At 60.9% G+C, this 18,653-nt stretch carries 16 protein-coding genes and 1 pseudogene; 2 read left to right on the forward strand and 15 right to left on the reverse strand.

All coding sequences use genetic code 11. The annotated features are described in order from the left end of the window. The 10 genes and pseudogenes from BKP54_RS30480 to BKP54_RS30525 all read right to left on the reverse strand — a co-directional run. Nucleotides 1–271 (reverse strand): annotated as a pseudogene (locus BKP54_RS30480) (glycine C-acetyltransferase); the annotation flags it as partial. A 179-nt stretch (nucleotides 272–450) separates the two neighbouring features. Further along, nucleotides 451–1,533, reverse strand: coding sequence for an NAD/NADP-dependent octopine/nopaline dehydrogenase family protein (locus tag BKP54_RS30485; RefSeq protein WP_198956890.1), 1,083 nt, complete (start codon nucleotides 1,531–1,533; stop codon nucleotides 451–453). 45 nt (nucleotides 1,534–1,578) lie between these two features. Further along, nucleotides 1,579–2,190, reverse strand: coding sequence for an XRE family transcriptional regulator (locus BKP54_RS30490; RefSeq protein WP_063997110.1), 612 nt, complete (start codon nucleotides 2,188–2,190; stop codon nucleotides 1,579–1,581). Nucleotides 2,191–2,231: 41 nt separating this feature from the next. Beyond that, nucleotides 2,232–2,807 (reverse strand): peroxidase-related enzyme, encoded by a 576-nt coding sequence (locus BKP54_RS30495; RefSeq protein ID WP_084815349.1) that lies wholly within the window; start codon nucleotides 2,805–2,807, stop codon nucleotides 2,232–2,234. Beyond that, nucleotides 2,804–3,304, reverse strand: a complete 501-nt coding sequence (locus BKP54_RS30500; protein ID WP_084815350.1) for a hypothetical protein — start codon at nucleotides 3,302–3,304, stop codon at nucleotides 2,804–2,806. Before BKP54_RS30500 ends, BKP54_RS30495 begins: the two co-directional genes overlap by 4 nt. Nucleotides 3,305–3,313: 9 nt before the next feature. Beyond that, a complete protein-coding gene (locus BKP54_RS30505; protein ID WP_084815351.1) occupies nucleotides 3,314–4,807 on the reverse strand; it encodes an NAD(P)/FAD-dependent oxidoreductase in 1,494 nt (497 codons plus the stop codon). Nucleotides 4,808–4,900: 93 nt separating this feature from the next. Continuing rightward, complete coding sequence (locus BKP54_RS30510; protein ID WP_084815352.1) at nucleotides 4,901–5,986, reverse strand: ABC transporter ATP-binding protein; 1,086 nt, start codon at nucleotides 5,984–5,986, stop codon at nucleotides 4,901–4,903. Further along, on the reverse strand, nucleotides 5,986–6,780 hold the full coding sequence (locus BKP54_RS30515; protein ID WP_025431402.1) for an ABC transporter permease: 795 nt from the start codon (nucleotides 6,778–6,780) through the stop codon (nucleotides 5,986–5,988). Before BKP54_RS30515 ends, BKP54_RS30510 begins: the two co-directional genes overlap by 1 nt. Next, complete coding sequence (locus tag BKP54_RS30520; RefSeq protein ID WP_025431403.1) at nucleotides 6,780–7,766, reverse strand: ABC transporter permease; 987 nt, start codon at nucleotides 7,764–7,766, stop codon at nucleotides 6,780–6,782. The genes BKP54_RS30515 and BKP54_RS30520 overlap by 1 nt, the downstream gene beginning before the upstream one ends. Before the next feature lie 160 nt (nucleotides 7,767–7,926). Next, nucleotides 7,927–9,036, reverse strand: coding sequence for an extracellular solute-binding protein (locus BKP54_RS30525; protein ID WP_057208311.1), 1,110 nt, complete (start codon nucleotides 9,034–9,036; stop codon nucleotides 7,927–7,929). Nucleotides 9,037–9,446: 410 nt separating this feature from the next. Here BKP54_RS30525 and yghU point away from each other — a divergent pair, with 410 nt between their 5' ends. Both yghU and BKP54_RS30535 read left to right on the forward strand, forming a co-directional pair. Further along, complete coding sequence (gene yghU, locus BKP54_RS30530; RefSeq protein WP_025431405.1) at nucleotides 9,447–10,361, forward strand: glutathione-dependent disulfide-bond oxidoreductase; 915 nt, start codon at nucleotides 9,447–9,449, stop codon at nucleotides 10,359–10,361. A gap of 10 nt (nucleotides 10,362–10,371) precedes the next feature. Continuing rightward, nucleotides 10,372–10,749: a hypothetical protein gene (locus BKP54_RS30535; protein ID WP_025431406.1), complete on the forward strand. Its 378-nt coding sequence runs from the start codon at nucleotides 10,372–10,374 to the stop codon at nucleotides 10,747–10,749. Nucleotides 10,750–10,962: 213 nt separating this feature from the next. Here BKP54_RS30535 and BKP54_RS30540 read toward each other — a convergent pair whose 3' ends face one another. From BKP54_RS30540 to BKP54_RS30560, 5 genes are read right to left on the reverse strand one after another with little or no spacing between them, the layout of a single operon-like run. Further along, nucleotides 10,963–12,072 carry a glycoside hydrolase gene (locus BKP54_RS30540; RefSeq protein ID WP_041692985.1) on the reverse strand — a complete coding sequence of 370 codons (1,110 nt, stop codon included), beginning with the start codon at nucleotides 12,070–12,072 and terminating at the stop codon, nucleotides 10,963–10,965. Between the two features lie 4 nt (nucleotides 12,073–12,076). Beyond that, nucleotides 12,077–13,249: a polysaccharide pyruvyl transferase family protein gene (locus tag BKP54_RS30545; protein ID WP_025431408.1), complete on the reverse strand. Its 1,173-nt coding sequence runs from the start codon at nucleotides 13,247–13,249 to the stop codon at nucleotides 12,077–12,079. Nucleotides 13,250–13,291: 42 nt separating this feature from the next. Continuing rightward, nucleotides 13,292–14,470, reverse strand: a complete 1,179-nt coding sequence (locus tag BKP54_RS30550) for a polysaccharide pyruvyl transferase family protein (RefSeq protein ID WP_057217255.1) — start codon at nucleotides 14,468–14,470, stop codon at nucleotides 13,292–13,294. Nucleotides 14,471–14,506: 36 nt separating this feature from the next. Then, a complete protein-coding gene (locus BKP54_RS30555) occupies nucleotides 14,507–17,182 on the reverse strand; it encodes a glycosyltransferase (protein WP_084815353.1) in 2,676 nt (891 codons plus the stop codon). Then, nucleotides 17,172–18,629 (reverse strand): DUF6212 domain-containing protein, encoded by a 1,458-nt coding sequence (locus BKP54_RS30560; protein WP_128090533.1) that lies wholly within the window; start codon nucleotides 18,627–18,629, stop codon nucleotides 17,172–17,174. The genes BKP54_RS30555 and BKP54_RS30560 overlap by 11 nt, the downstream gene beginning before the upstream one ends. Between the last annotated feature and the right edge of the window lie 24 nt (nucleotides 18,630–18,653).

The following is an 18,653-nucleotide window of genomic DNA, read 5'->3' on the forward strand; positions in this document are numbered from 1 at the left end:
GCTTGTGCTCTTCCTGCGTGCCGCAGATAAAGCGCACCGAGGCCATGCCGTAGCCGTAACGGTCGAGCGCCTTTTTGCCGGCCTCAGTCAGTTCCGCATTGTCGGCCAGGCCGAGATAGTTGTTGGCACAGAAGTTCAGCACCCGCTCGCCCGAGGCAACCTCGATCTCGCCCGCCTGTTTCGAGACGATCACCCGCTCCGACTTGTAGAGACCGGATGATTTCAAGCCGTCGAGTTCTGAGCGGAGGTGGGAAAGAAAAGCATTGGTCATGGCGGTGTAAAGCCTCACTCTTGCCGGCGACACACTTCCGTGTCGCAGCACTGGGAAATCCGTATTGAACAACGAGGACCGGGCTGTTGCCCGATCGTTTGCCACAATCGCCCGGCCTTCACGCACGATCGGCGGGCTGGCTGCCGCGAGCGCGTGAAAGCGGGCAATCAGGACTGAAGTCAGGCCGCCGCGGCAAACCCGTTGCGGCACAGCTCCTTGAGCTCGTCCAGCGACATCGCGTCGAGATCAAGGGCCGTCAGAAGGTCGTTCTCCGCGGTGAAATCACGGCCATACATCGCCGAGAAAATTCGGATGCCCGCCTCGTGCAGTTCCGCGGGATGGCCTGCGAGACGTCCGATCTTCGCCGTCATGACCAGACCGAAGGGCACGTCTTCCGTCACGTAGCGGCTATCGGCGGTGGTCGGGCCGCTGCCGCCATTGCCGGCTTCGTGCATCTCCTGATTCATCTGGGAGATGGAGCTCATCGGCACGTGGAATGACAGATGAAAGTGCTGAAAGATATTGCGCACCTCAAGTCCGAGCTTGCTGGCGATGGCGATGCGCTCCCGGTCGAGATCCTCAAGAAGCCGTCCGACGTTCGGCGTCACGTTCTGGCCCTGGCTCCAGCTTTCGCCGCGCTCCATGCGGGTCATGTTGCCGAGCGCGATGCCCATATGGTTCTGCGGATTGAGGTTCGAAAGCGCGATCGCCATCAGGCTGCCGCGGTCGAGGAAACGGTCGCCGAACAAGGACTGGCAGATCGAGAGCCCCTTGGCGCTCTCGGACGCCGGCACCGTCGCGAGATCGACCTGCTTGCGGATCGTGTTCACATTGACCGAGGTCGGGCTCAACTGCCTGCCCGACACAGCTGTCGTGCCCCAAGCAACGATCGGAACGACGACGCCGCGTACGGCCAGCAGGCGGGACAGGTACAGCGCGCCAAACGAGGCGTGCGAACTGAAGATGACGATCTGTCCCGGGGTAATGTGCGGTGCAATCGCATCAAGGACAGTCTTGTGACCATAGGCCGGCAGCGCGATGACGAGCGCCTCGGCACCGGCAACGAGATCTTCGGCACTTGTTGCAACGGCCGGATGGAAGGTGTCCTTGATCGCGCCTTCCGCAACCAGCGCCTGGCCGCTGGCCAAGGCACGCGTCCGTTCACCGGATGGCGACCACAAGGTCACCTCGTGGCCCTGCTGCTCAACAAGCGCCGCCGTTCCAAAAGCGATCGAACCCGCCCCGACTATTCCTACCCGCATTATCATTCCCTTTTCTGCTCATGAATTCGGCCCGCTGGCCGATCATTATTTCGGACGTATCGACGTTCTCGGCGTGTTCGGCCCGACATCGCCGGACGCAACCACCAGGAATGCCCCCGCCCCGACAGGACCGACGCTTGTCAGCGAATGGGGGACGTCGGCGGCATAGCGCGCCGTTTCTCCGGCCCGAACGATCATGGTGTTGCCTGCGCTGCGCACCACGATCTCACCCTTGGTGCAGTGCAGATGCTCAACGGTGCCTGCCCCATGCGGGTCGCTCACCAGTTCCCCTTCAGCCTCAAAACTCAGCAGATACCATTCGATCAGCGACACCATGCTGGCCGGGGACAGGATCTGCAGCGTGCAACTGCCGTCCGCACTGCGGATGGTCGGCGTCAGGTTTCCCGGCTGGAGGTCGATGATGGAACCGCCGCGCTCTTCGCTTGCGCCGCTGACCAGACTGTTGAGGTCGATCTTGAGCGCACGCGTCAGATGCCACAGCGTTCCGTAGGTCGGGTTGGCATTGCCGCGCTCAATCTCTGACAGCATGGAGCGCGATACGCCGGACATTGCAGCCAGTTCGGCGAGTGTCAGATTCAACTCTTTTCGATATGCCTGCAAGCGCGGCCCGATTTCGGGCGGGTTGACCAACACCATGGCTTGTCCCTCTTTGCCAATCGAGTGAGTGTCTCCTCCTGTCATTCCCTGATCGGTTCGCCGAGCGTATGCATAAGCCGGTTGGCCCAGCCGAACAGAGACGTGGACAGGATGAGATCGAGGATTTCCTCCTTACCTAAACCGGCCTCCACCAGCGCCGCCATATCATCGGCGCTTGCTTCGGACGGGCATTTCGAAAGCTTGACCGCAAACTTCAAGATCGCCTTCAACCGCGGCTCGATCTCGGCATCGACGCCATCGGCAAAAATGGACGCAATCACATCGGTGCTTTTGGTCAACTGGTTGTAGCGACTGGCATGAACGGCCGCACAGTAGACGCAACGGTTGACGATGGAAGCACCGACGGCGCCGATCTCGCGCTCGGCGCGTGACAGGCCGCCACTATTATACATGACACCGTTGAAGAGCGGGCTTCTGTGCGTCAGCGTTTCGACATCATGCGCCAGCACCAGCACATAGTCTGAGACCTTGGTGTTGGATGGCGTGACCTTGAGCGCTTCGAGCTGCTCGGCGCTCGCGTCCGCCAGCCTGAGCGGGGTCACATAAGGCCTCCAGACCGGGATATCGGTGGTCAAGTCGTGCACGATCTCGCTCATGCCAGCCCCCTCATCAACTCCAGGCCGACGGCAACCCTGATCTGGTAGCTGACGAAGGCGACGAGTTCTGAAAGCCGCACGATGTCGTCATCGGCAAGACCCGCTTCCTGCAACAATTCGATGTCGTGGCGGGTTGCCTGCTTCGGCGCATGCGCCACCAGGTCGACGTGGCGGATCAGCGCCTTGGCACGGATATCGCTGCCACCATCGAACCAGATATCGGCCATCCGGGCAGCGGCGTCGGGCGCACCGGCTTTTTCCAGCAAAGCCTCGAAATGATCCTCGAAAGCTTTATGGTCATTGATCTTTGCAATGCGCCAGGCAAGTGCTGCGCGCTCTGCATGCGACAGGCCACCGGGATTTTCCGGCGTCAGCGCACTGTCATGTGTCTTCTGGGTCAGCGCCATGATGTCCGCGCGCGCCGATATCACGCCGGCCATCGCGCTGCCGGGCTCGATGCCGACGATCGCGGCAATCACGTCCTCGTTTTCAGCCATGTGATCCTCCTATGCCTGCTTGCGATCGTTGACCGCTACGCTGTCCGGCAAGGGCGATGCCGTCCATTCGTCGCCGCGCAATTCGGGCGTGTCGTAGTCAAGCAAACGCTGCCAATATTGGTCGAAATTCTCTGAGTAGAGCTTGGCGGCGATCTCCCGCACCAGCCACGACGCGCCTTCGCTGATGCCCGGAATGTCGCCACTCACCTTGCCGAGGCTGGCGGCAGCGCCCGAGTTGAAGCTGTGGATGTTGGCAAGCCACGGCGCCTGGCCTGGTTCGCGCTCGAGGAAACTGAAATCGTCGGCGAGATAGGGGAACCGGCCGAGTTGGTCATTCTCCTCGCTCTCATGCGGCGTGAATCGGTCCTGCCACAAAAGGATCTTGTCGGCGTAGCCGTCGAGTTCCTTGCGCGCCAGCGGATCGACCCCAAAGCCGGTGCCGAGGATAAGGAAATCCGCGCGGACCGACTTGCCTTGCGACGTCTCGATGACGATTTCGTCGCCGTCGAGTTCGACACTTTCGACGGCGGCGTCAAAATGGAAATAGGCGTTGGGATGGCGGCTGACGCGCATCGTCGACCCACGCGGCGCCGGCGTCTGGGTGCGCAGCGAGTAGTTCATGATCTGCCACCGCCTGGCGTCACCCAGCTGCGGGAACGCAGCGGTGAAGCCGAACGAGCCGATACCCATCAGTTTGTTGATGCAGGGCATTTCCTTGCGTCGGATGAGATGGCGGACTTCGGCAGCCCCCGCTTCCAGCGCCTCGGCGGCGTTGTCGACCGCCGATGCGCCGACCCCGACAACCACGACCCGCTTGCCGCTGAGGGCAGCAAAGTCGATCTCGTGGGAGGAATGCGCCCAGTATTTCTCCGGCAGATCGCCCACGAAGTCGGGAATGCTGGGATGCCCCATGCCGTCGCGGCCGGTTGCCATCACCACCTTCCGGGTAAGCACCGACGTTTCCCGCGCGCCCTTGCCTGTTATCGTCAACCGCATGAAAGCGCCCTCGGGCTGGATCGCCTTGACCTCGACGCCGTTTTCGACCGGCAGATCGAGCACCTTGCGGTACCAGCGCAGATACTCCATCCACATCGGGCGGGGGATCTTGTCGAGCTTGGCCCATGCGTCATTGCCGAACTGGGCAACGTGCCAGGCGCGGAAGGTGAGCGAGGCCATGCCATAGGCCGGGCCGGTCAGTTGCTTGGGCGAACGCAGAGTCTCCATGCGCGCATAGGTCAGCCATGGCCCTTCGAGGCCCTCTTCGCTGCGATCGAAGATGCGGATATTCTGAATGCCGGCGCCGATCAGAGCGAAACTGGCGACCAGGCCGCACATGCCGCCACCGATGACGACGACGTCATGGACCTGTTCATCAGAGGCGGTGGGCACAACCCAGTTTGCCGGCGGATAGCACAGGCAGGCAAGATCGTCGCGGACACGCTGTTCCAGCTCCAGCAGGCTCGTCGCCGCCGATGGGATCGGTGTCTCTACGTTATAAGCCATGGTTCACCTCCGTCGGCCGATGGAACTTGGGGTTCGCATTGGCCGCCTTGCCTGCTTAGGACCCGCACCAATGCGATGCGCGCCGTTGGTTGATTAGTTGTGAGCGTGCCGGTCGGGAATGACCGTCGCCGTCTCGGGCTTCCAACCGACCCAGATGTCCTCGCCGTTAAGTTGCGCGACATCGCTTGGATGCACAAGGGTGTTGAGCAAGGTGCCCGCGCCGACATCGACCATCAGCGAGGTGTGATTGCCCTTGAACACCCGTTGGCGAATCTTGCCCTTGATACGATTTCCGCCCGTCGGCTCGCTCGCCGAACAATGGATCGCCTCCGGGCGCAGGACCACGTAGAGATGCTCGCCGACCTTCGGCGAAAGCCCGCCCTGGTTTGCCGTGATGGTGATGCCGTTCCAGCTGAGAGCCGCGACATCGCCTTCGGTTCCGACAACGGTACTGCGCAACAGGTTGGTCTCGCCGATGAAGTTGGCGACGAAGACCGAGCCGGGGCGGCCGTACAGCGTGTAGGGATCGCCCATCTGCTCGATCCGGCCCTTGTTCATGACCACGATCGTGTCGGACATGGTCAACGCTTCTTCCTGATCGTGGGTGACGAACATGAAGGTCTTGCCGGTCTTTTCCTGGATGGCCTTGAGCTCGATCTGCATCTGCTGACGCAACTTGGCGTCGAGTGCGGAAAGCGGCTCATCGAGCAGCAGCACGTCCGGATCCGGCGCAAGGGCGCGCATGAGCGCGACGCGCTGGCGCTGACCGCCGGACAGCTCCGCCGGCAGGCGATTGGCATAGTCCTGGAGCTGGACCAGTTCCAGGAGTTCCGATACCCGGCGATGAATCGCCTGGTTGTCGAGGCCCTTCAGCTCGAGGCCGAAGGCAATGTTCTTGGCAACAGTCATATGCGGAAATAGCGCATAGTCCTGGAACACGATGTTGACGTTGCGCTTGTTGGGCGGAACCTTGGTGACGTCCTTGCCGCTCAGCAGGATGCGGCCGGATGTCGGCGTTTCGAAACCGCCAAGCATGCGAAGCGACGTCGACTTTCCGCAACCGGAAGGTCCGAGCAAGGTGACGAACTTGCCAGCCTCGATGCTCAGGTTCAGGTTGTCGACGGCGACGTGCTTGCCGTAGCTCTTGTTGACATTGTCGAATTGGACGACGGGTTCCATCAGCGGGTCCTCGCGCGGCGGGTGAGATGTTCGGCGTACAGTCCGACCGCGGCCGTAACCACGAGGACAAGCGTCGCCATTGCGTTGATTTCAGGAGACATGCCGCCCTGCACCTTGGCGAAGATCAGCATGGGCAGGGTCGGGCGATAGCCGCCAAGGAAGAAGGTGCGGACAAAATCGTCGATCGACAGAAGCACACAGAAGATCATGCCACCGAGCAGCGCCGGTCCGAGATAGGGCAGCGTCACGCGGAAGAAGGCAACGACGCTGTCGGCACCGAGATCGCGTGCCGCATCGACGAGGTTGCCGGGCATCGAGCGCAGGCGGGTGAGCGCCATAACGACGACGAAGGGCACGGCGTGCACGGTGTGGCCGAGGATGACGGCCGCCGTACCCGTCGGCATGTCGATGGTCGAGATGAAGATGCGCAGTGAGATCGCCGAGATCATGCCCGGGACGACCGCCGGCAGACAGGCGAGCGCGAAGATGATGACCTGGCCGCGGACGCCCTCGGCAACGATCAGCATGGCGATCCAGACACCGAGGATTGTCGCCGCAAGCGTCGTCGCTCCTGCGATCATGATGGAATAGAGGCAGGCTTCCAGGAACTGCTTGTCCTGCATCACCTTGACGTACCAGTCAAACGTCCACTCCCCGATCGGGAAGGCGACGAAATTGGCGCCCTTGAAGCTCATGGCCATCATCAGCGTGAGCGGCAGAAGCAGATAGAGGATGAAGGCCCAATAGAACGCGGTCAGTGATGCGCGCGGGGCATCGGAAAACAGATTGCGCATTAGATTGCTCTCCTTTTACGCCCACCGACCAGCCGCATGAAGATGGCGGCGGCGACAAGTGCGGTCACCAGCATGATCAGGGCGAAGGCGGCGCCGACCGGCCACTTGTCGCTGGCACCATGGAAGAAACCGCTGATCGTTTCGGGAAACAGCACGGTGTTGGGGCCGCCGAGCAGCATGGGGGTGGCAAAGACGCCGATACATGTCAGGAAGACCAGGCAGCAGCCCGATACGATGCCATCGCGCGACAGCGGCAGGATGATCCGGCGGAAGCGCGTGAACGGCCCGGCGCCGAGATCGGCAGCCGCATCCAGCAACGGCGACGGGATCTTTTCGATCGCCGAATAAAGCGGCAGCAGCATGTAGAGGCAGATCAGGTAGACAAGGCCGAAGCCCAGCGAGAACGACGTATAAAGCATCGGGATCGGCCGGTCGATCAGGCCGATCTCGCGCAGCAGAACGTTGACGGCGCCGCGGTTGGCAAGCAGCATGATCACCGAAAACGTCCGGATCAGTTCGCCCGCCCAGAACGGCACGAGCAACAACAGCAGCGCCTTGGAGCGGCCCTCCGGCCTGACCACCTTGGCGACGTAGTAGGCAACCGGATAGACAACGACCAGGGTCGCGGCGGTCGCGACGGTGGCAAAGATGAAGCTCTTGATCAGCGGCGTGAAATAGATCGCTTCCCGGAAGAAGATCGCATAGTTGTCGAGGGTGAAGCGCGACTCCACGCCCGGCTGAACCGGGTAATGGGACAGGAGGCTGATCTTCAGCATCTGATAGATCGGCCCGACATGCAGCATGATCAGCCAGATCATCGGCACACCGGCCAGAAGGATGATGCGACCGATCCGCGATTCCACCGCCGCCCCCAGCGTTTTCCGGTAAAGCGAGGAGTTGACCACCTTGGCTATGCCGGTGGAATATCTCGGCACGGCCGCATCGCGCACCGTGCCGTATCCGGCTGTCGTGTTGCTAGTCACCATTAGACGATCTCAGTTGGCGCAGCCCGACCAGTGCCGCGCGGCGTCGCCGGCGGTCAGTCATTGCGCGTTGTTGGCTGGAAGGGGCCAGCAGGCCGGCCACCGGCCCGGAGATCGCCGAAGCGCCCCGGGACAGGTGCAAGCTATGCGAAGCGTCGCCTGATCAGGCCGCCTTGACCTCGGTGGTCGCACGGTCGATCATTTCGTTCTTCATGTCGCGGTTGACCGACGAGAAGAAGATGATGCGCTCGACTTCTTCCTGCGGAAGCGTCGAGGCGAGCTTTTCGCGCTCGTTGAGCAGATCACCGACGCCGTTCATGGTCGAGCTGTAGCCCGACTGGCGGGTCATTGCAGCGCCGACTTCCGGGCTCGCCAGGATGGCGTCGAGCAGCTTGTACGCGTTCTCTGCGTTCGGCGCGTTGTTGACGACATTGAGTGTGTAGCAGAAGCCGAACGTGCCTTCCTTCGGCACTGACAGCTGGATCGGATGACCGTCGATGATCAGTTTGGCGGCCGGGCCAGACCACGAATGGGCCAGATAGATGTCCTCGTTGATGAACATCTGCTGCACTTCAGACCCGGCATCATAGTACTTGCGAACCATGTCCTTGTTCTTGATCAGGAAGTCGCGCGCCTCGTTGGTCGCCTTCTGGGCGACGTCCGCTTTACCGGCATAGCTGACGAAGTCGCCGTCATGACCGAGATATTGCATGACGATGGTCATGAAATCGCTGACGATGTAGGAGGTTTGGCCCTTGAACTGCGGATCGAACATGATCTCCCAGCTCGGCGCCTCCTTCACATAGTCGACGTTGCGGGCGAGACCCTCGTAGCCGGCCAGGATTGGCAGACCCCACAGATTGCCGTCGACACGCGCCCAGGGCGCGTCCTGATAGGCGGGATTGAGGTTCTTCCAGTTGGCAATCTTGCCGGTGTCGAGCGGCTGCAGCAGCTTTGAGCTGATGAACTGCGAATAGCGGTGGCCGGCAACGGTGACGATATCGGTCGACGGATTAGCACCCTCGGCGGTAAGCAGGTTGTACTGTTTGCCCTGGTCGTCGGTCAGACGGATGCGAACCTCGATACCGGTGTCCTTCTGGAACTTGTCGATGAATTCCTGCGGCAGGAACTTGTCATAGGTGGTGATGTTGAGGACACCATTGTCGGCCCAGGCCGGGCGCGGACGAATAATGTAAGGCGCCGCAAGAACAGCCCCTCCCGCACCAAGCAGTTTCAGCGCAGTTCTACGATTGATGGATACAATTTCACTCATTTAAGTCCCCCTTTTTTAGTTTTGACTTGTGAGAGCAGGTATTCTGGAATGTTCACGCACCAACTGGGCGCATTCGTCCGCCGGCAACATGGTGTCGCTGCGCGATCTGTAGAAAAGGCCTCCCCGCCTTCGTCCGGTATACCGAACTTTATATCCGCTAAACAGGAATTGACCTGTATAATGGACGAATGTCAAGCGAGCTTTGCAGGAAAATTACTGGGATCATCGACCATGATGGGGTGGAATCGAACCCGAGAAAAAACGCACAGGTCCGGTTGACGGAAACCGCCCAGCACGGTCTCTCTGGTTTCGTCGCTCAAAGTCGTGATTAACAGTGATTGCTTTCCTATATCGAGAGATGCCAAACCCGGCAGAGTGACGTGTTTCCGAGAAGACAAGGTTGAATTTTCATGACCGAGAAATCCCCCGCCGATAATTTCCCCGCCGGCTATGCACTTCCTAAGGTCTGGACCTGGGAAGCGGGCAATGGCGGCGCGTTTGCCAGCATCAACCGCCCGATTGCCGGCCCGACCCATGACAAGGCGTTGCCCGTCGGCAAGCATCCGCTGCAGCTCTATTCGCTCGCCACACCCAATGGCGTTAAGGTCACGATCATGCTGGAAGAGCTTCTGGCTGCCGGCCATTCAGGCGCGGAATACGACGCCTGGCCAATCCGCATCGGCGATGGCGACCAGTTCGGTTCCGGCTTCGTCGAAGCCAATCCGAATTCCAAGATCCCGGCGATGATGGACCACGCGCCGAAGGGTGGCGGGGCGCCGGTTCGCGTTTTCGAATCTGCTTCCATCCTGCTCTATCTCGCCGAAAAGTTTGGCGCCTTCCTGCCAACCGAGCTTCGCGCCCGCACGGAAACGTTCAACTGGCTGTTCTGGCAGATGGGCTCCGCGCCCTTTCTCGGGGGCGGCTTCGGCCATTTCTATGCCTATGCGCCGATGCACATCAAATACGCCATCGACCGCTACGCCATGGAAGTGAAGCGTCAGCTCGACGTGCTCGACCGCCATCTCGAAGGCAATCGGTTCATGGCCGGGTCCGAATACACTATCGCCGACATGGCCATCTGGCCCTGGTATGGCGGCCTGGCCCTCCACCAGACCTATGGTGACGCCGGCACCTTTCTCGATGTAGGGAGCTACAAGCACGTCCAGCGCTGGACGGCCGAAATCGCGGCGCGTCCGGCAGTCAAGCGCGGCCGCATGGTCAACCGCCTGAGCGGTGATCCGTCGGAACAATTGCACGAACGCCACGATGCCTCCGACTTCGACACGAAGACGCAGGATAAGATCGCCCAGAAAGAGACCGCGTAAGGAGAGTGGAATGGCCAAGCTGCCTGATATGACGAAACACCGGGGATTTCCCTACGCCATGCCGGGTACAGGCATCCAGTTCGTGATCCGTCGCGCCAATCCAAAGGGGGCAACGCCGATCAAGGCGTTGCCCCGCCATGCGCGGCCGGGCTCGGGAGCGCACCGCATCGACGCGGCCTTCCTCCACGCCCTTTGGCATCATTTCGGCGCGGAACCGTTCGAACGTGGCAATCTTGACGCCGCCCGGCTGAACCTCCTGTTCGGCCGCGAGGTCTTGGCTGTGGACAAGGACTTCGACCCGGTGTCCTATGAAGCCTTGCTCGTCATCAACGAAAAGGTCGCTCGCCAGAGCTTCCCGGAATCGTTCGAGGACGTCTTCGAGGTATGAAGGTAACGGGCCGCGACCAGTGCGCCTGTTAGCGGCCCGCACCAGCAGATACGGGGATCAACGGCGACCTGAGCCAAACGTAGGGCGGATGCAAACTCTCCGAACCTGGAGGCGATAATGCCTCGACACGACGCCTGAAGGGCGCTGGAACTGCTGCAAAATGCGGGCCATCCTCGCCCCCACGCGCAAGCTGCCCCGATTGAGGGCCGTCAGCTAGTTCGGAGCGATTGCCTTGATACCGGCAGAACTGAGCTGGCCGCATCGCCAGACACCGTAGCCGGCGTTGGTATCCCAGTCATAATAGAAAGCGGCTTCCAATCGCCCTGACGACATGAGGTCGCTAAAAACTGATCGTATCGCCGCCACCGCCCCGGTGCGCTTCTGGTCGTCGAGCGGGCAGGAACGGGCGGAGTTCGCCACGCCCCATTCGGTGATCCAGCAGGGCTTGCCTGTGTCCCCTGCCCCGCAGAAACGAAGGAGTTCGCGGATATAGCCGGCAAGCTTCGGCCCTGCCTTACGTCCCGGATAGACGTGAATGCCATAGGCGTCGACATACTCATCGAGCCCACGCAATTTAAGAAGGGTGATCACTTCTTCCGGGTCCAGGCGCTCCATGCCCCTATGATCCGCCTCCCCGGCGCTCATGTCGGACAAGCCGGCAGAAACGACCACCGCGTCGCGGCTATGGATCGTCGCCTTCAGCTCCTGCCGGGTAATCCTGGCAACCTCCACATAGGTTGCCAGTCCTCGCTCGAAGGCCTGCCTGTTGCGGATGTCGGAGACACGGCGCGGTGTGACGGCACCGGGTTTTCGATAAACGACGAGATCGCCATTGTAGGCGCTGTAATTGATCTCGTTACCGGGCTCGACGGCCATCAGCGTAACGCCTGCATCGTCCAATCTGCGCAATGCCGCCTTGAGGCTTTCGCGGTACTTCGCCGGATCGAGGTCGGAGAGGCGGCGAATGTCCCAGATACGACCGAAGCCGGTTCGAGCACGAACCTCATCCGCGTAGTAGTCGGGATTCGCGAGCTGAATCTCCAGCAGGATCTCCAAGCCGAGGCCATGAGCGATCTCGACCGCGTCGATGCTCTTGTCTACCGGGGCCGACAGGGATAGCCGCACGTGGGTTGCGCCGCTCGCGGCGATGTCACCAAGGATTTTTCTCTGCTCGTCGGGTGTCTGCCAAGCGAGATTGACCCTATTGATCCCGACGATCGCCGCCGGGTTTTGATCCTGTGCGATCGCCGATCTGGGCTCGAAGACAAGAAGCGAAATCAGCGCGCAAAGAAGGACTTTGCGCGCTGCAACCTTCCATGCCACGCGCTCAGATCCCAATCTGGCCGAGCACATTTCTGAAGTTGGTCTCACAGGCCCGATAACGGTCGACGGCCGCCTCTGCGTCGATCTTGGAAAGGAAGTTCGAAAGATAGGTCCGCTTGTCGGCCTCGCGATTCCAGGTTGCCGCCTCGATATAGGGGAAGCCGATGAACTCGAGCATTTCGCGCATGCGGTCGTCCACCGCGATCATCAGCGCCGGAACGCCGGCCTGCATGCCGATGATGCAGCCATGGAATCGACGGCCGAAACACATGTCTCTGGTCGTCGTCCAGCCTCGCCATTGGTTGGTGTCGAAGAAGGTGATCAGCTCGTGTTCGCGCTGCCACTTCTCCTTGTGCTTGTACTGCGTCGCCCCGGTAATACGTCCACTGGCGCGATCGTAAACCGGGGTCGTATCCTCACCCGGCAGATCGAGATTGTAGGCGATGACCTCGTCCTGGACCACATAGCTGGCAACGGACTTCGGCCCCAGCAGTGCGTGCGCGTCGACGATCGTGTCGGCGACGCTGCCGAGGTAACCACCGAAGGCGATCTTCTGCGCATCCGCCAAGGCCGGATTGGCGAGTGCCGTCAGCGACCGGACCATTTCGTTCGGCGCGAAATAGAGCGAGGGGCAGCCCGTCGGCTTGACGAATTTCATCCCCTGCTCTCTCAGGAACTCCGCGGTAAAATAGCCGCGTGTCAGGAAGAAGCTTTCCCTGTTCCTGAGCACGTCCAGGAACTTGAGCGTGCCTGCCGGCAGCAACTCCTTGAGACCTTCCTTGCGCTGGATGCCGATGCCCATCACCACCACGGGCATCTTCAGCTTGGCGAAAACCTCGGCTTCGAGATCGGCGGAATATCCGGGCCGCAACAGGTTGGCGGAAGCGAAGACACAGATATCGAATTCGCGGTTGGCCTGCTCGTAGAGATCGTCCGAGGTGCGATTGTTGACCAGGTGCCAGAAGGGCACATAGGTGACATCGTGCCCCCGCAGGCTTTGTGCAGCACCCTCGCCGATCAGATAATTGCCGGTATTGGCGATTCGCCTGACCTGGGAGAGGAAGTCCTTCTTCGCCGTCACCTCGTCGAAATAGGGGCGATGGTGCACCGTCATGCCGGCAACTGAGCCGATCGTGCGCTGCAGATACGAGGGGATCCCTGTAAGTAAGATACGCATAACTGTCCTTTGAACGAGCGCTTGGTAGGATGCCGAGTTCTGCTAGTGACCGATGCCGATTTCCCGCAAAGTCGAACGGAATGTGCGCTCGCGATCGGAATATCTGTCGACGAGCTCCGAAGCATTGAGCTTCCCCAGATGGTCGGCGACGAATTCGCTGCGGTTCTCGGCGCTGTCGATCTCGTTGATGTCGACTGCAGGCAATCCGGTGTAGCCGAGCATTTCGCGCATGCGGTCGTCCACCGCGACCATCAGGCTCGGTACGGCCGCCTGCATGGCAATGATCGAGCCGTGGAAACGGCGACCCAGATTGAAGTCCATCGACGAAGCCCAGGCTCGCCACTGGTTGGTGTCGAAGAAGGTGCGCACCTGGAATGGTTTGCCGAGCCTGTCGGCGCCGGGATAGGCGAGGTTGCCCACCATGGTGCCCGACGCCGTGTCGTAGACGCGCCCCTCCCCATTGGGCTCGACGCTCATGTCGAAGTGGAGAAACTCGTCCTGGACCACGTATTGCGGGACGCTGTCGCCGCCAGGCAGAGCCTTGGCATCCAGGACCGTATCCTGATTGCCGCCAAGGTAACCGGAGAAAATGGTGCGCGCCTTGCCGACATCGACCTCAGGCAGCTTTCTGAGCGATTTCCGCATGTTGTCGGGCATGAAATAGACGGACGGGCAACCGGTCGGCCGCACGAAGTTAAAGCCTTGATCTTTCAGGAAACCTTCCGTCTCGAAGCCGCGCGTCAGGAAGAAGTGCTCACGCTCCTTGAGAATGGCCAGCAGCCGTTTCGTGCCCTCTGGCAGATTGTTCTCCAGGTCCTTGCGGTTCTGCTGACCGATGCCGAGCATGACGATCGGCATCTTGAGCTGCTCGAGCACATCGGCTTCCGCGTCGGCTGAAAGCCCCTTGCGCAGCAGATTGGCGCAGGTGAAGACGCAGATGTCGAAGTTCGAGTTGAATTCGTCGAGGCCGACGCCATTCTTCGCGCAATTATAGAGATGCCAGAACGGCACGTGCTTGGCGTGGGGGGAAAGCGCGCGCAGGGCACCTTCGCCGATGAGATAGTTGCCGGTGTTGCTGATATTGCGCAACTCCTGCAGAAACTCCTCTTTCGTCTCCGGCTGTTTTTGACGCTCCGCATAGGAGACGGACAAACCGTGGGCGCCATTGACGAGGCGGGTGTAGTGACCGGGAATACCGGTCACAAGAATCCTTGCAGGCATGCAATCGACCTTTCTGCTTGAAAAACCGGCGTGGGCTCAACTGGCCGCCCGGATGCCGGCGTCTACCGCTGGATCCGCTGGAAAGACGGCCGTTCTTGACTGGGACGAGTTATCGACCCAGGTGTCGCACCACGCGAGAAACTGCGAAAACGAGGATGTCCACGAACGACGGGATGCAGTCTTGATGCAGCCTTCGATCAGCGGAGCAAGTTGGTCTGGGTTGCGGGCAACCGCCTCGATGGCCTGTGCCATCGACCTGACGACTTCGGGATCGGCCGCCGCATGGATCAGCACACCGTCCTCACCGTCGATGATGAGTTCGTCGACGGCTCCAACCGCCGTGGCAATCGGAACGCATCCGAGCTGCTGCGCCTCGGCGATGGCAAGCGGCGCGCCTTCCCAACGGGACGGCATGACGAGCACATCCGCCCAGGACAGTGCCTTGATGAGTTCTTTGCTGGCGAAGGCCGGTGGACGGACGTCGACGGAGAGATCCTTCAATCGTTCAGTCCATGAGACGCTCGAGTCGGCAAGAATCTCGCCGCCGACGGCACGCGCCTCGAATGGAACATTCCTCGCTCGAAGCTCGGACAGCGTCGCTGCCAGCCTGTCGATCCCCTTCTGCCGATCAAGCCGCCCCATGTAGAGCACGTGCAAGCGCGCATCGTCGCGCGGCTGCCGTCGGGCGGCGATCACGTCTGCCTGGACTTTCGGTGGCACCGTAAAGCCCGCGCTGTTGGAGACGGCAAAGACCTTTGCGTGGGGCACGCCGAAACTGTGCAGGTAGGTCTTCAACTGCTCGGAGCAGGTCAGGAACGCGTCGTAGCAATGTTCGTGAGCGATCGCGGCAAAAGGCTGGCCCGCCGGGCGCTTGAACGCGGTGTTGTCGACGACGTGAAGATAGCATGCCGTGCGCGTTCCCTCGGAACGCAGCCGGGCGATGAGGGGATGGACAGCCATGACATGGTTGTTGATCACCAGATCGAAACCAGACAGCTGGCCCTTCAACGCCTGCCAATCGACTCCATGCTCGTCGGCGATAAAATCCTGTCCGAGGAATGAGCCCGACCCGCCCCATGCAGGAACGCCGGCATCCCAGAAGTGAATGTGATCAAAGCTCGCATCGAATTCGTCGATGACATCCATCTTGGCGCTGCCGAGCACGAACAGATGTGTTTCGAAACCGGTTCGCTTCAGCTCGCGCGCGACAGCATAAATGACCTTTTCGGCTCCACCGAAAGAGGCGTTCGGCACCAGCAGAGCCGCAGTGCGCTTGCCGGAGCTGTGCCCGAGCGGCAGGACCGGCGAACCGCCGACTTCCCTTCGCAGCTCCTTGTATAGCTCGCCATAGGGCACCAGCCGCGAAGGCCGCCATGTCCACCGTTTGCCCGCCGTATGGCGCAAGGGGCTCGAAGCAATGGCATTGATGCAATTGATCATCATCTGCTGCGGCGTGATCAGCGAACGGCGCGACAGGCTCTTGGGGAAGGGAAAGCGAACTTTCAGCAGCGTCACCGTCGGCCAGACCTGCTGGTTGCCGATCGATGCGAACCACTCCAGCGCGTTGTTCTGGATCACGTCTCTGACCAGCGGCGTCGGAAGGAAAACAAGGTCAGCCGGGCCGACATTCTGCGAACCTGCCGGTAGTGCAACCGCCTCGATCCCACGCTTCACGCCGTCATTTGCAAGTTGAACGAACAACGCGTTGGTATTTTCGCTCAACCGCTCCAGGTGGGCGAGAATGTTTGGAAGCATGCGCGAGCGCAATAAGAGATCGAAAGCCGAACCACTGCCCGCCACGAGAAAGGGCGGGAAGTGTGCATTGTCGGGTTCGCCGACATTTGCCCAGAACGCCGGGATGATGTCGTCCAGCCGAAGCACGGTTGGTGCGTTGGTCGGATCGGTAAACAGCGAGATCGCCGCATTTTCGGTTCGGGCGAAGAGATAGCGCGGCGCTTCCTCATGCTCGAAATCGACGAGCATCGGGCGGCGATACAGAGCCTTGTGGCGTTTTCTGAGGTAACTGACCGAAGTAGCGCGCTCCCGGTTGGCTTCCTTGAAACGGCTTTCGGCGCGCAACCGATACTCAAAGACCGTGTCGTGGCATGGCACCCCGACGAAGCCATTCTCGATGCAGGACAACCAGAATTCCCAGTCCTCAAATCCGTTCTGCCGGTCGTCGCTGAAGCGCACGCCGGCGCGGAAAACGTCGATGGAAATCAGCGATCCCGTGTCGCAAATGTTGTCCGTGATGCAATGCGCCAGCCGCGAATACTGATTGCCGTAATGCGCGCGCCAGGACACGGAGAACGTATCGATGTTGGTATAGACCCAGCCACAAGCACTGCTGCCGAGCTTTTCATAGAGGGTCTCGATGGTGCGAGGCAGAACACGATTGTCGGCATCGAGGAAATACACCGCCCGCGCCTCGGGCAGATGCTCGAGAATGAAGTCGATGGCGCGGTTGCGGGCACCACCCGGCCCCGCGTTGCGGCCGAATATCACGTGAATGAACGGATGGACCGCAGCATAGAGCAACAGCTGGTCGAACGTTTCGTGGCACGGGTCGCCATCGACCGAAACCACGATCGCGAGCCTGGATGTGTTCAGATCGGACGCAAGAGCGGATTCGATGGCTTCCAGGACAAGCGCCGCATGACCGTAAAGCGGCATCGCGATGGCGATGAGATCGGCCTCCGGATTACCTGGCATTCAGGGCCTCCGTCGACTGCTTTACCAGTCGGAAGCTCGACAACTTGAGCCAGCAAAAATCGACGGTCTCATCCACGGCCCGGCTGAGGATGATCAGATCCATTGGCACGCGGATCGCCTCGTCCATCTGCATGCTGATGCTGATGGATTGCTGGGCACCGACCTCGCGCCAGCCGCTGAACAGGGTCGAAGGTTTCACCGAACCCTTGCGTGCGAGCTCGGCGACTTCCGCGCGCGCGTTCGAACTGGCGGGGCTCAAGAGAAAACTGACGGCTGCCGGCGCGCCCTTGGGATGATCGATAATGGCGCTTGCCGACAACGAGACGGTGCCAGGCTCGATGGCGCGGTTGATCGCCCCAGCTGAGATACCGGTCGGCAGGGGGTGGCAGACGATCGCATGTTCGTGTTCGAGGAACCGGATCGTCTGGAAATCCGGGACGATCTGGGTCACCGAAACGTCGGTGATCTGGCTGAGCTTTTCGATCCCCAGCCTGTAGTCGACGGTGAATTGTCCTTCCAGCAAACTGGTGGGAGCGATCATGTTCGCGGTGCTGGCGGGCTTGACCCCGGGCAGCCCCGTAAACACCCGGAACGCGAGCGGGCGCAGGTCGAGGTCAGGATGCGGGTGTTCCGATCGCGCCGAGTAGCGCTCGCTGGCGATGTGGTGCCCGAGCGAAAGGCCAAGCGCGTCGGAGCCGCTTGCAGATACGCGCAGGCGAAGGGTTCTTGCCGCGCCGCCGCAGGCACGCGGCAGAGAAAAGAAGTTCCAGCCGGAAACCAGGCCGACATAGGGAACATTCCATTCCGCCACGCCTTCGCCACTTTCCAGGTAGTTCAAAGTGACGATCAGCTCTCCACTGCCCTTCGGCAATGAGTGCAGATGTAGCGCGAAGCCGGCGACCCCGAGGCTCGAGACGGGCAGGAGCTGCTCGATGAACGCGCTGCTCAACAGCTGCCCTACACCCTCGTCCTTCGGATCGGCAAAGGGATCATGGCCAAAGACTTCGGCGACCGGCTCCCAGTTTCGCGCATGGAAGGCGTCTTCCAGAAGGCGATAGTTTTCGAACAGCTCTTCGCGCTCACGCCTCAGCATGGCGAGTTCCGACGTGATCGAAGCCGAATATCGGGCGAGCCGACCTACGCCGTCTTCGGCAAGCGCACGCAGGAGCGCCGAGCTCTCCGCCACATTGGCCGGGTCAAGACGCAAGACCGCCAGCTCCGGCAGCGTTCGCAAGGCAGACAGTCGCGCCAGCCCCTTCTTCAGGTCCACCTCTCCCTTGTCGGAAAAGGCGACCGCGGCGATCGGAAACGTATCCTTCAACGTGTCGAAGGAACCACCGTCGGCTTCCACATAGTCCACCAGATGGGCAACATTGCTGCCCTGCAAGATCGCCCGATCGCGATCCGATGCCAGAAGCAGCTTTTTCAAACCGAGCCGAGGCCCCATGGCGGAGTGTCTTACTTCTTGCAC

Source organism: Ensifer sp. 1H6 (assembly GCF_001976035.1).
GTDB classification, from domain to species: domain Bacteria; phylum Pseudomonadota; class Alphaproteobacteria; order Rhizobiales; family Rhizobiaceae; genus Ensifer; species Ensifer canadensis.

What these genes read in the sequence shown, in the direction of transcription:
- BKP54_RS30495 (WP_084815349.1), bottom strand. Translation starts at nt 2,807, where the DNA reads ATGAGCGAGATCGTGCACGACTTGACCACCGATATCCCGGTCTGGAGG.
- BKP54_RS30500 (WP_084815350.1), bottom strand. Translation starts at nt 3,304, where the DNA reads ATGGCTGAAAACGAGGACGTGATTGCCGCGATCGTCGGCATCGAGCCC.
- BKP54_RS30505 (WP_084815351.1), bottom strand. Translation starts at nt 4,807, where the DNA reads ATGGCTTATAACGTAGAGACACCGATCCCATCGGCGGCGACGAGCCTG.
- yghU (WP_025431405.1), top strand. Translation starts at nt 9,447, where the DNA reads ATGACCGAGAAATCCCCCGCCGATAATTTCCCCGCCGGCTATGCACTT.
- BKP54_RS30550 (WP_057217255.1), bottom strand. Translation starts at nt 14,470, where the DNA reads ATGCCTGCAAGGATTCTTGTGACCGGTATTCCCGGTCACTACACCCGC.
- BKP54_RS30535 (WP_025431406.1), top strand. Translation starts at nt 10,372, where the DNA reads ATGGCCAAGCTGCCTGATATGACGAAACACCGGGGATTTCCCTACGCC.
- BKP54_RS30520 (WP_025431403.1), bottom strand. Translation starts at nt 7,766, where the DNA reads ATGGTGACTAGCAACACGACAGCCGGATACGGCACGGTGCGCGATGCG.
- BKP54_RS30510 (WP_084815352.1), bottom strand. Translation starts at nt 5,986, where the DNA reads ATGGAACCCGTCGTCCAATTCGACAATGTCAACAAGAGCTACGGCAAG.
- BKP54_RS30555 (WP_084815353.1), bottom strand. Translation starts at nt 17,182, where the DNA reads ATGCCAGGTAATCCGGAGGCCGATCTCATCGCCATCGCGATGCCGCTT.
- BKP54_RS30485 (WP_198956890.1), bottom strand. Translation starts at nt 1,533, where the DNA reads ATGCGGGTAGGAATAGTCGGGGCGGGTTCGATCGCTTTTGGAACGGCG.
- BKP54_RS30525 (WP_057208311.1), bottom strand. Translation starts at nt 9,036, where the DNA reads ATGAGTGAAATTGTATCCATCAATCGTAGAACTGCGCTGAAACTGCTT.
- BKP54_RS30560 (WP_128090533.1), bottom strand. Translation starts at nt 18,629, where the DNA reads ATGGGGCCTCGGCTCGGTTTGAAAAAGCTGCTTCTGGCATCGGATCGC.
- BKP54_RS30515 (WP_025431402.1), bottom strand. Translation starts at nt 6,780, where the DNA reads ATGCGCAATCTGTTTTCCGATGCCCCGCGCGCATCACTGACCGCGTTC.
- BKP54_RS30490 (WP_063997110.1), bottom strand. Translation starts at nt 2,190, where the DNA reads ATGGTGTTGGTCAACCCGCCCGAAATCGGGCCGCGCTTGCAGGCATAT.
- BKP54_RS30545 (WP_025431408.1), bottom strand. Translation starts at nt 13,249, where the DNA reads ATGCGTATCTTACTTACAGGGATCCCCTCGTATCTGCAGCGCACGATC.